Raw genomic sequence first — 12,813 nt, forward strand, 5'->3', positions numbered from 1 at the left:
ATGAGCACCACAGAACGAATTATTCAGGCGGCAGACCTTACTTTTATCAACAATAGCCTGAGAAGCCTCAATCGTGACATCGAGGCTGTGTCTCAACAGGTAAACGGCGTTGGGACTGAGCTTGCTGACACAAGGTCAGAACTGGCACGGCTTGAACAGGCGTTCATGCAGTTTGTTGCCGCCGACTTGCGCGCCAAGCAACTGGCACTCGCCGAAACGCGGCAGATCAAGATCCGGCAAGAACTGGAAACGACGTACGGGTACTACGCGGAAGTACGGCGACAGGCCACAGGCATCCTGCAGGCAGCGGATGTGAATGTTGTACGCGCTGAGACCATCAAATCTGCGACCGAAGGCCTGATGTTGTCGGCGCCGCGCTACTGGTTGGCCCCGGCTCTCGTAGCACTCGCTGCGTGGCTGAACGACCAGCACGACCTGGCGAAGCGAGCTTTGGCAGAAGCTGTGCGTCGCGACGACGAAAAGACTTCCCTGTTCTTTGCTCTCGTCAGCCGCCGCGCAGATCGCGGCGGTGCTTGCCGGGTTTGGCTGGACCGCTATTTTGGAATGCAAGACCCGAAAAGCCTTGACCGGCAAAGCGTTATTCTTGTTGACGCGCTCGCTAGCGGCATCTTTGGCGGGGAGGTTCGTCTGCAGTGCACACGACGCGTCGAATCGTGGGTCGAAGAGCTGTCAGCAGAGGTCGGCTTTGTGGAAGCGCAACGCCATCAATGGAGCGATGGCCTGCTCACGAAACTTCCGGAAAACGACAACTCTCAGCGTTACCGGCATCTTGCGCGTTTCAGCCCGACATGGTCTGCGTTAAACCATTCACTTAACGAGGCGACGCTTCACGAAGTCGTTCGTGATCATTTTGTTGGCATATTTGACGGCGCGTTGACGCCGGCACGCAACATCGAAGCCGCAGTTGATGATCTTCTTGATTCATTGGTGAAGAACTTCGATGACGAGGAGTTGCCTTTGCGTCGCGAAGACCGCCTCAACCAGCTGATCATCGAGAAATCAGGTGATTGGGACGCTGCACAGCGCAAACAGGCGTTGGAAACGACGATATTGGACGAGCGTGTGAGTTTCACCCAGTTGCTAACCAATGCGGCGATGAATCCGCAGTTGAGCAAGGCAACGCGTGCAACGCAGCGATATGCCACTGCTTTGTCCCGCACTTGGATTCGGGATGCCCATGATGACTTGACGGCCTCTTTCCGTGCACGTGTTCCATCCGATGTCGCCTTGTCTATTGAAGGATGGACAGGCTCGACCCGCAGCGGGGAGAACGAGGAAGAACTGGTTGGAAAACTCGGCGCTCACCTGGATGCCGAGCGCGATGCGGCGTTGGCAAAGCTGAAGATCGGATTCAAGCAATGGGCAGCGATTGCATTCGGCGTTCTCATGATCGTCTGTTCTATTTCTGCGGGCTGGTTCCTTGCGCTGATTGGTGTTGCTTCCATCGGGTGGTTCTTCGCGGAGAAACAGAAAATTGCGAAAGCCAAGGTGCGGGTCGCCGAAGAAGCCGCGAAAAAGAAAGAGCAGTGCGAGCAGGCATTGAAGGCTTGCCTGGCTGAACTCGTCGAGTGGCGCCGCGAGCATGCGCGGCGAGACGCAATTGCTGTCGAGGTTACGAATTTCATAGATTCAATTTCGCCTGACCAACATATTCTCGCGTCCCACGACAACGTCCGTCGCGTTATCTCTGCAGCCTGACAGGAAATATTACGATGAACCGCCAATTTTTGAGTGAATCCAGCGACTCGCCCACGCAAAACCAACCGGCAGCTCAACCGACGTCAACCACGCAGTCTACGGAGCGGCTCATGTCGGAGCGTTCGTTTCATGAGGCGTTAGCCGGAGCATTTCCGGAGTGGGATCTGCTGCCCGCGACGCCGTTTGTACGCCGTGTAAAGTAATCGAGCCGACACTGCCATGAAAACTCCAGTGACCTATGCTGATTGGTCGGTCTGCCTGGACACGTTTGAGGCTGGCACCAATGATGACGAAGCGATCGACGCGATGAGTATCGGGTCGCTTAGTTGGACCGGCGGTGTCGCTCCGCTTTTCGCGAGAAGAGTCAGCGAAGCGGTTGATTCGCGGTTAAAGCGTATTGCGGACGGCATGTCGCGTGCGCTGCGGCTTGGTGGCGATACGACGACGCTCGCAAGGGCCATGCTCGATGCACGCCAGAAGCTCGCTACAGTGTATCGATTGGCAGCATTGCCTGTCTTCGCGGATGAGCTGAGAGAAAGTCTCCAGAAACAGGTCGGGCAATACGCCCAGACTGCCCAGCAGGCACTGGAAGATAGCGCGAAGCATGACCGCTCAGGTCACTTGGCCAGCACCATTCGGAACAGCAGCCTGCTTCATTATCAGGCGACCGCAGCGGCTGCAACTGTCGTGGAAGGTGACAGGGCGCTTGCTGTCGGCGCTCCCTCGAATTACGGAAATAGCGCTGGTTCTGCGCAACGCCGCCGAAAAATTCTTGCATAACCATGAGTGATACAAACGAATTTCGCAGTACGCTGACGCGTTATCTGAAGGCACGAGTGCCCTTCATTTCGATCCGTAGCGCTGAGCGCTCACGCATACTCGATATCCTCCGCGAAATTGCGCAAGGCCTTAGCAATGCACCGATATATGTCCATACGCTATCCCAAGGGACGAAGGACCTGGTGAGTGGCCGGGTCACAAACGAGGACCGTTCCCTGGTTGGGGCGCTCGATCACGCAAGTCAGCAGATTGGACAAAGGCAAAATCTTACGTTTGTGCTTACCGAATCACCCGACTCGGAAGACGACACGCCGTTTGCCCGTCAGTTGCAGGACACGGTCATGCTGGCAGCGGAAAGCGGCGGGGTTGTCGTCATCATCACGACGACGCCGGTCTGGGGACAGTTGCAGCGCCTTGGAATGTCGCTGACCTTGTCTGCTCCCTCCGAAGACGAGATGCTGGAAATCATCCGTGAGCAAATTGGAGCATATCGGGCGGACTACCGCATTGAATGGGACGAGGCGGATGAGAAGGAGGCTGCTGCAATTCTGACCGGGATTTCGCGAATCGAGGCCGAGAACATTATTGCGACGCTGTTGGCGAATGGCAGTATTGTCAAGGACGACCTCGTCCAGTTGACTCAGGCGAAAGACCGCATATTTGCTGATATTTCTGGCATTGAACGCGTTCAGGTTCGAGGCTCTGAACTCAATGTGGGCGGCCTGGGCGGTCTCAAAGCCTGGCTCGACAAGGAGCGTCCGCTTCTCACAGCCGACTTACGCGAGCGTGGCATTCGCCCACCGCGCGGAGTCCTACTTGTCGGTGTGCCGGGCTGCGGGAAATCTCTTTCAGCCAAAGCAATTGCGCATAACTGGAAGATGCCGCTATACAGGCTCGATTTGTCTACGATTCATGGTCAGTATCTCGGTCAGAGCGAAGGGCGACTTAAAGAGGCGCTCAGCACCGCCGATCACGTGGCTCCTTGCGTGTTGTGGATCGATGAGATTGAGAAGGGCCTAGCTGGTGCAACGCAAGGGTCCGGCGACGGTGGCACGTCGACTCGCCTGGTCGGGCAATTTCTTTATTGGCTTCAGGAAGCTAGGTCCCGGGTGTTCGTTGTCGCAACGGCGAATGATGTCTCGCGTTTGCCGCCAGAACTGCTCCGACGCGGTCGGTTTGATGAGCTCTTTTTTGTCGACTTGCCGACGCCGGACGAACGTAGGGAAATCATCCAGATTTATGCCCGTCGTGGGCTTAAATACGAGATGAACGACAGCCTCATGACCGAACTTGTCGAAATATCAGAGGGCTTTGCTGGCTCCGACTTGGAGTCGGCGGTCCGTGAAGTCGTAAAAGAGGCGTTTCTGAGCGGAGACGCAGCAGTATCGGATGATTTATTCCGGCGGAGCTTCCAGAACGTCGTTCCCTTGTCGAAGACGAGCCCTGAGCAAATTGATGGCATTCGTGCCTGGGGCCGTGAGAGGGCTGTGCCTGCATCCGGGATTCCGATTGGGGGAGCTGCGCTGCATCAGCGCAGCCGGCGTGCGGTTCTTGCGTGAGCGCAGGCGTTGTTGTCGCGGTAAATCGATCCTGATCGACCACGACTACACGTCGACCATCGGTGCGGTGAAATATGCAACGCGACGGGGCTGGAGTGTGCATGCTGCTGCAGCGGGTGTCATTGCCCGCCGCGGGCAGAACTTGACTGAACGTCTGCCAGGCGCCGGCACGGTGATCCGTGTTCCGGTGCGCGGTGGCCGTCACGCCCTCGAGCTACCTGCAAGGATAGCGGGAGATTCGCGTGTGGCCAGCTGGCGCAGCATTCATGCGGCGTATAGAGGTGTGGGGCGCGGGCAGTGGCTCGCCACTCGGGGCGGCAAGCCGGCAAGCCGCGCCGGAGTGCGAAGGGTACCCATGGTGCTGGCGCTTGCGCCAGCACCCTTAGCAGGGGCAACCGTTCGCCCTGTGACGACAGTCTGCATGAGCAGATTTGTGCACGTTGATGCATCCGGTCATTCCCAAGTATTCTTGTGGGAGAACGAATCTCTTGCTTCTATCTCTGTTTCTAAAACCTTAAGTGGTACTTGTCCGACGGCTAAAGCACGTTCGATCAGTAGATTGTTTCCGTCTCTGGCAACAAGCTCCTGAAGCCGCGTAAATTCGCCACACCAAATGGTCTCGACGTCCTTATCGCGGCTCGCGTCGCGACTTTCACTCAAAGCAACCGCGCGAACCTGTAGGCGACTCGTCTCGGCCTGGCCGCCGACCTCTACGCCATATCCTGGCAGCGACGGTTTGCGCAGCACGATCCGCCCGTCCTTTGCCCACGAGGTGGTCATGCCCTCACGGACCTCGTATCCAAGTTTGGCCAATCCCTGAAGTATGACCTCCCGGCGGGATTGGGCGGCCCTTCGCTGCGCCTCGGCACTGGCGAGCGCACGACACTTTTCTGTCAACACAGCTAACCGGTTGGCCGGGGTGCTGGCATCGCATGCAGAAATCGCTTCCCGCAAGGTTGTCGCTTCGGCCGTATCGACTTCCGTGAGTTCCAGTGACAGTTCGGCGAGCTGCACCCGTATGGCCTGTTGGTGTCGCACGACTTCAATTGCACTGGACATATCGAGAATCAGGCTGTCGAGCAGCAAAGACTTGCGTGCCTCATTTGCCTCCGACTCAATTGAATTCAGGCGCTGCAAATAACCGGAGGTCCTCACGGCGCCTAGCACCGTTTGCGCCTCAGCTATCTGACCGTCGACCCGATCAAGCAGGAGGTCGAGAGAGGAGGGTGCGCGGTTCTTCGTCTTCCATGCTTCGAAGCTTTGGTCCGCGTTGAACTCCTTGAGCCGCCCAATCAGTTCCTGCTGTGTCGCGCTCAAGCCCGTCGGGCTGCCTGGCACTAGGAGGTTGAAGCACTGCGCGAGAATCGATTCGGCGTCGCTCAACGCGCCGCCGGTCGCGACCGACTGAAGCTGCTCCTTGAGATCCAGGGGAATCACGACACCTCGGGCTTCGAGAGATCTAAGAAGAGTCGAAGCGTTATCCCTTCCCTGGCGCTCCCGCTTACGTGCGATTACCGCCTTTTCGATGGCGACACGCTCGCGCCGGAGCAGGTCACTTTTCAGAAAGGAAATCTCGTCCGGAACACCTTTTTGCAGTTCCATGAAGGCGTCGCGGGTGATCAGGCTGGCAATAGCCTCTCGTCTTCTGAGCGTCGCAGCGATTTCCTCGTCAGTAAGTTCGCCGGAGCGCTTCCCCTCGCTGATCCAATGAGCAATTGCCTGATCCAGCTGTCGGAGATGCCCTTCGCAGATGGCCAGGATTTCCTCGCGCGTTACGATTTTCACAACCTTCGGACCGCTCATGCCTCCACCTCCATGCTGAGCGACGCTTCAATCGCCGCCTTCAGCCGTTCTCGCTCTTCGCCGCCGTTGTGATACCACGCTTGAGAAGATACCCGGTGCAGACGGGGGATTGCCCGACGTAGGACCGAGGGGCGCCAGATTTCTCTCGCACGTGCGCGCTGGAGGAGTACGTGACGGGGCGCATCGCATTCGATTCCGATTGCGTAGAGACCGGTTTCAGGGTCTGCGATCGCGAAATCCATCCCGAACGCGTCTCCTTCCTGCGCAGAAACGGGCGAGAGACCTAGCGAGCGGATGTACTGGAGGACGTCGTTCGCAAAGCCATCGGCCTTTTTGCCGTCGTCGAGCCTAGCATGGGCCCGCTCACTGGAGAGGCGCCCGAGGAGGGCCCGGCCCGCTGGCAGTTCGCCGTTCGACATCGCGCGCGCGTACTCCATGTAGCCTTGAAGGTAGTCGCGCGGAATCGCAGGCTTGCGCTGGGTGTTAAGCATGTCGGAGATGTCGCGGATCGGCATCGATGTCACAAGTACGACCTTCTTTCGGGCACGAGTCACCGCAACATTCAGCCGGCGCTCACCACCTTTCTGTCCCAGCACGCCGAAATTACGACGGAATGTACCTTGGCTGTTGCGTCCAAAGGTCGTCGAAAAAACGATGACGTCCCGTTCATCGCCCTGGACGTTTTCGACGTTCTTCACGAACGCGCCCATGTCTTCTCCACCTTCGACGCGATCGCGTTCCTCCAGATAGGCGTCACGGAAACTGGCGTCTTCCTCAGCGCGCATTGCTAACGTCTCTTCGATGAGATCAGCCTGTTTGCGGTTGAATGTCACAACTCCGACCGAAGGCCGCTCGGCGAACGGCTGCTGCCAGAGCTGCGCGAGATACTCGACCACGCGCTTTGCCTCCGTCGCATTAGTCTGCTGTTCGTACAGACCGTGCACCTGGATGAGTTCGATTGGTTTGACTTCACGGACCTTTTCGTCGGGATGGCGAACTGGAACGCTCAGGTTATTCTCATAGAACGCCGCATTGGAATAGCTAATAAGCTCGCGGTAGGCGGACCGATAGTGAATCTGGAGCGTCGACGTAGGCAATGCCGTACGCGCAAGCTGAAGCAGGTCAGGGCAGTCCTTGATTTCTCGCCGGTTCCATGTGTCTTCAAAGAGTTCGCGCTCCTCCTCCGTTGCATCCTCTTCGGGCTGTTCGCCGTCAAAAAGCTCCGTCTCGTCGCTCTCGGCACGACTGGAGAAGAACGTGGTAGGCGGCATCTGCTTTTCGTCGCCACTAACAATGGAGACGCTCCCACGGAACAGCGTCGGCAGGGCGAACTCGACAGGCATCTGCGATGCTTCGTCGTAGACGACTGAGTCAAACAGGTTTGACTTGAGCGGCAGCACGCGGCTGGCAACGTCCGGGTTCATGAGCCATACTGGCCTGAGTGCCATCAGTCCGAGACGCGCGCCCAGTTCGATGAATTCACGAAGACGCCGTGAGCGCTTACCGGTCAGGCGAGTGACGTCTTCCCAGTCGTGTAGGGAACTGAGTCTTCCCCGCTCGATACCCTCGCGCAGGACATCGCGGTTGAGGCCACGCATCTGCTCGTCTGCCGCCGCCAGCGCCTCAATCTTCGCTGCGGTTTCTCCCTGATCAAGGAGCAACTCGGGATTTTCCTGCTCCATTCTGCGCTTCCAGCCCAACCGGGCTTCCCGGTTAATCAGACGCCGAACTTCGAAGTCAAGGTCCTCAGGGCGTATTACGCCGAGAGCCGCTTCGTGGCCACGCATCAGGGCGAAGATTTCGAGGGCGGCTTGATTCAGATGCCGCGCGCGGGTCCGGAACTGCTGGTAGGCAGCCAACGTAGGCAGGGAATCCTTGATTCGGTTCAACGGCGCCAGATAGCTGATGTTTTGAGCGATGGCGGTCGTGCAGGCTTCGAACAGTTCCGGGGAGAGCCAGTCTTCCAGAGCCCCCAACGCCTGCCGGCTGTGCTGACGCGCGTTGTGGCGCACGAAAGCCGCCTCGAATCCGTCCAGCAGCTGTTCGACCGGGGCACGGTCGCCCGTCATGACCGCCGAGTCGAACTCGTCACCACGCGGCGCAATCGCCAGATGTTGGGCGAGTTCACGGATTTCTTCAAGCTGGCGAAGGCGGGTTAGGCACTCCTCGGAGAGCGTTGGTCCGCAACCCTCATCGACCGTCCCGAGGCGCAGCGCCTGGCTAATCGTGTTCAATGATGTACGCAACGGACGCCACTTCTGCTCCAGGCGGGCAGCATCACGAATGTGCCCAAGCGTGTCGTTTGACGCCGATGCGCCCAGAGCCACCGCGAATTTCAGTAGTGCCTTACGCCGCACGTAGGTTGCGGGGTTAAAGCGGCTAAAGAAGGTGGGCGCGCGGGTCGCGAGTGTGGCCCGTACTTCGATGCCAGCCAGTTCAGGAGCCGGCAGACGGGCGAGGGCGGGTGAGAGCGCCGCATCGAATGCGCCGCCGTCAATCTGGACAAGGGTGCTGTGTAAGTCCTTTAGCGCCGCATAATGGATATGCCCCGGGGCATCGGACCTGTCTGCAGGCCGGAACAACGGTAACCATTGAGCAAGCGACTTGCGCTGCACGTCGTCGAGATCGACGAGCCGCCGCGCGTTGGCATCAAGCCAGGCCCGATATGGCGCCGGGTCATCGATATCAAACCTGGCGGGGTGCGCGGCCAAGGTGTCGATTCGATGTTGCTCGGCCTCAAGGAACGACGCAAAAGCGGCCTGGAATTCCTTGATTGTCGCTGAGTCGGTGGCAAAGTGTTTGAGCTGGACGAGAGCGCTGCCTTCGTAGCGAGCCGGCAGCCAGTATCGGGCAAGAGGCGCGCATTGCTCCTCCAGTGTGGTGAGCGACGAAATGTCCATCGCAGACAACTTTGTTCGAAGCTGCGGCACGTCAATGGCCGGCTCGCCCGCCTCAAGCTGAATCAGCTCGCCGAGAAGCACCCGATAGCTAAGACCGGTAGACTCGTCGACCGCATGGAGAGCCTGGTGATGCCGATCCAGTTCACCCTCGAGAGCCTCAATCCGGGCGGCCATTCGCTCTCTTTGTCTGACCCAGCCATTGTCGAATGCCGAGCCTTTAAAGATGGCATCAAGTTGCTCGCGAACGGCACGAATGGTGGGCTCGCGGTCCTTGTTGACGTCGTTGACCATAACGATTCGGTCGCCAAGGCCTTCGGCGACAAGCCGTTTGTGGACGACCTCCAGCGCGGCATGTTTCTGACACACAATCAGCAGGCTCTTGCCGCGCCCGATGGCGTCGGCGACCATGTTGACGATTGTCTGGCTCTTGCCCGTTCCCGGTGGCCCTTCGACCAGCAGGCCAGGACTCTGCCGAGCCAGCAACACAGCCGACTCCTGCGATGGATCACTTGCTACCGTGAGAAAACGGTCAATCTCTGCATTGCTGGTCTCGACCGGCTCGCCGGATGCTCGCTCCTTGAGCCGCAGCATTGACTCAAGCGCTGTGCCAGCGGGGGAGAGCGACTTCAACTGTCGCAAGTCTTCGCCAATTGCCTGCCCCATGAACGTAACGTGGAACAGGACGCCCGAGCACGCGAGTTGTGACTGCCCGGCTTCAATCTCGGCCGTAGGAGATGGCAAACTGGATAGCTTTCTCCGTTCGGCCGACGCCAGCACGCCGAAAGCGTCCACCACATCCGGAACTTTCAGGGCTGATCGTCCGAGCAGCTCATCAGCGGCTACGCGCCATGGCTTGATTGCTTCGCGCCCCAGCAAGCCCTCGAGCGCCGGGTTCAATCGCACTTCCTCCCGTTCGCTGTCGAACGCGAGCGAGACCTGACCGCGTGAACCGAGCTCCATTAGCAGCTTGATTGGCCACAGCAGAACAGGTGCGATGCGGGGGCGCGAATTGCTGCGGGTATCCCTGAAATGCAGGAATGGGAAACCCAGATACAGGCCGTCGATTCCCGTGTCCCGCTTATAAAGCGATGTCTGTCTTTGCAGGGTGTTAAGACGGTTCTCCAGCGTGACGTTTCCACCAAATACGGCCGGATCGATGGTGACTGTCTGCGAATTGCGCTGAAGCAGGTGTTCGAGAATTGCGGTGCTGGTGTGGCGTTCGCCATTCAGTTCGTTCACGTCGACGCGGCCCGTCGTCTTGCCGATGGTCATCCGCACGAGCGGCCCGCGCAAAACGGCTGTCGAAACCTTCTTCTCGAAAAAATCGAGAATCTGAGACACATACTGCTGCTTCTGCGGTTCCAGCCATTGTTCGGCCGGCACGGACAGCAGGACGACGACCTCGTGCAGGGGCAGGCGTCGCTCAAGACGGAATTGCTCTGCCCAGTCGTCGACGGTTGTGTTGCCGGTGCGCGCGAACCCTGCAATCCGGTCGTCCACCTTCCGGAACAGGTCTGCTCTTGGCAAGACAAGTTCTTCGCGTGCCGCCTCAGCATCGAAGGCCAGAATCTGCTCTTTCTCGGCGAGGTTCGTGGCCTCTTCGATAATTGCATCGACAGACCGGAACTGATTGATGGATGCGCTTAGCAGGACGATGAGGTCCTCTTCGCTTATCACCCGGCGTTCGGACAGCGACTGGAGTCCCGGATGGTCCGAGTCTGGAAGCAGCCGTCGCCGTTCTTCCCAGAGGGCAACCAGGCGGGCCCGCGAAGTTGAGAGCAGATTGATCCGAACGGTGTCTTCGTCCAGATCAATATTGTGTCCGTGCGCGCGGTTGCGCACCTGCTCCGCGCGAAGGCGCAATCGCGAAAGCCATGTTTCTGTCTCGAGCCGTTCAAGGAAAGGGGGCACGGGACCGGTGATCAAATCGTATGCAGCCAACGCGTGTTCGAGCAACCAGCCAGGGGTGACAATGTCCCCACGCAAAATCAGCGGCATTTCAGGGTTCAGCAGCTTCAGCGCGATCATCAGCCGGCAGTCGTCATCGACTCCCTCAAGTTGCGCAGCCTGACGTATGCCGGCGAGTGTTCTGGACGCCAGCCCAGCATTTTCGGCCCACGTGGTGAGCACACCACGCTGTAAGTGGTCCAGTGCCTCCGCCCAGTTCTCCCGTTCAGCGGCGGCGAGGGCAAAAACAGTTGGCTTATGGAAGCGCTTGGCGCCGAGGGCGATACTCGCGCCTTCGCTGCTGTCGGCCTCGGTAACACTGGCGGAGGGTGCCGTCACTTCTTCGCCGGCGAGCCAGGCCTTTACCTGAGGCCATTGCCAACGTTGATGTCTGTCGCGAGCCAACAGCCCTCGGAGAAGCAGGTGCAGCGAGGGCTCAAGATTGTCCGGGAGCGTCACGCCGTTTGCGAGCACGTGAATCATGAACGCGCGTTCGTTGATTCCTTCGAAGCAGGCGCCCTGGGTCAATTGCTCAAGCAGAATCATCCCGAGACTCCACCAGTCGGAGGCCGCAGCGACACCGCCGGCAATTGCCTCGGGCGCCATGTACTTTGTGGTCTCAAGTGGGGAGACGATATCGAGGTCGAAGTCCGACAGCCGGGCGGACCCAAAACCGCTGATCACGAGATCGATCGGGTCACGGCTGCGAACGAGGAGGGTGCCGGGGCGCAAATCCCGATGCCTTAGGCCCGCTTCAGAAAATGAATGGAGCGCCTGTCCGAGCTCATCAACCACATGCCGGATTGTAGCCAAATCACGCAGCGCGATACCGATATCGGCTAGCGTGCCGCCGCTCAGTTCTTCTGCCACTTCGTAGGCGCGTCCGTCCCAGCGTCCTGTCGTGAGGATTTCCGGGACATGCTCGCGTGGTAACCGGCGCACAACTTCGTAAATTGACGGGTCTGGTTCAGCACCCTGCCGGTAGAGCGTGAGCACGGCCTGACGATTATCGTCCCGGTGCTGTGCAACATATCGCTCGCGGGTGCTGTCCGTACTGGATATCTGCCTGATCAGCCGCCAGCCGTCGATCTGCGTTTCCTCGGTCGGCTGCAGCCGTTCCTGACCCGACCCTGACATGTCCCGCTGCGGTTCTGGCGCGGCGCGGTGTGCCGGATCCGCCCCACAGGTCAGGCACATGAGGTCGCCGTCGTTCATTGCATGCCCGTTCGTGCAGAGCAAAGGCTGCGCGTCGGTTATGAGTCTGGTAGCCGGTGCTTCCCGATTCACCGAATCCGACGTGACGACATCCTGTGGCCTCCAGCCACTTTCACGAATCGGAAGAGCGGACAAATCCCACTGGCACGCCGCCCCCGCAGCCGTTTCTTCGCAGTACCACTCCTGCACGGACCTTTCGGTCTTGCAATTCGGGCAAAAACGCATCATCGTTGACATTTCCTGTCTTATCGGCTTCGCGCCTTGTCGGCGCTGATTTGGACCAGATGGCCCTCGTCGTTTAATAGGTCTCTCAGGCGCTGAAAATCGCCGCGATCGGGTATTCCTGCAAACCAGACGCTGCCATCTTCATCAAACATAACGTCCAGTGACTTGTCCTGCTCGGTCAAAGAACGTTCAAACGGCATAAATCGCTCGCGACCCCAGGCCGTGAGAAAGTGCATGCGCTGATTATCGCTCCCTCGCAAAGGCCGCGAATGCGCGGACTGCAGTTCAAATGGGTCGGTAATTAACGCATCGATCAAACCCGAAGCCTTCCCAAGAGCCTGCGTAAGCGCCTCGATCGGGTAGCCGGTGTAGACAAGAATATCGACACTCGTTAGCTGACGCAGCGCGCCGAGAAGAGCGAGAAGCGCGTCTGCCTGTTCGAATGGCTCGCCCCCTGAAATCGTCACTCCGTCTGCATCAGGCAGATACAGGGAAACTTGAGCCAGTAACTGCTCAAGACTCGTATCCCCATGACCGGTCGACCATGTGTCGGCAGAAATGCAGCCGGGGCACCGGATACTGCAGCCCTGGAACCAGATGCCAATCCGGCGTCCCGGCCCGAGGCTCGTCACCGGAAAATGGACGCGGGATAAGCGCAAGTCCAT

General features: G+C 58.9%; 6 protein-coding genes. 3 read left to right on the top strand and 3 right to left on the bottom strand.

From position 1 onward, the window contains the following. From FQ705_RS12405 to FQ705_RS12415, 3 genes are all read left to right on the top strand, one after another. The gene (locus FQ705_RS12405) at positions 1-1,719 is read left to right on the top strand and encodes a hypothetical protein (RefSeq protein ID WP_144141150.1); all 1,719 of its coding nucleotides are present in this window, start codon (positions 1-3) and stop codon (positions 1,717-1,719) included. Positions 1,720-1,938: 219 nt separating this feature from the next. Next, positions 1,939-2,499, top strand: coding sequence for a hypothetical protein (locus tag FQ705_RS12410; protein WP_144141152.1), 561 nt, complete (start codon positions 1,939-1,941; stop codon positions 2,497-2,499). 2 nt (positions 2,500-2,501) lie between these two features. Further along, positions 2,502-4,058 (top strand): AAA family ATPase, encoded by a 1,557-nt coding sequence (locus FQ705_RS12415; protein WP_144141154.1) that lies wholly within the window; start codon positions 2,502-2,504, stop codon positions 4,056-4,058. Positions 4,059-4,511: 453 nt separating this feature from the next. On the opposite strand, the gene FQ705_RS12420 is transcribed toward FQ705_RS12415, so the two are convergent. From FQ705_RS12420 to FQ705_RS12430, 3 genes are read right to left on the bottom strand one after another with little or no spacing between them, the layout of a single operon-like run. Continuing rightward, positions 4,512-5,861 carry a hypothetical protein gene (locus FQ705_RS12420; RefSeq protein WP_144141156.1) on the bottom strand — a complete coding sequence of 450 codons (1,350 nt, stop codon included), beginning with the start codon at positions 5,859-5,861 and terminating at the stop codon, positions 4,512-4,514. After that, positions 5,858-12,151, bottom strand: coding sequence for an AAA domain-containing protein (locus FQ705_RS12425; protein WP_144142379.1), 6,294 nt, complete (start codon positions 12,149-12,151; stop codon positions 5,858-5,860). The genes FQ705_RS12420 and FQ705_RS12425 overlap by 4 nt, the downstream gene beginning before the upstream one ends. A 17-nt stretch (positions 12,152-12,168) precedes the next feature. Beyond that, positions 12,169-12,813 carry a 4Fe-4S cluster-binding domain-containing protein gene (locus tag FQ705_RS12430; protein WP_144141158.1) on the bottom strand — a complete coding sequence of 215 codons (645 nt, stop codon included), beginning with the start codon at positions 12,811-12,813 and terminating at the stop codon, positions 12,169-12,171.

It is taken from the genome of Paraburkholderia sp. BCC1884 (genome assembly GCF_900996225.1).
Lineage (GTDB): Bacteria > Pseudomonadota > Gammaproteobacteria > Burkholderiales > Burkholderiaceae > Paraburkholderia.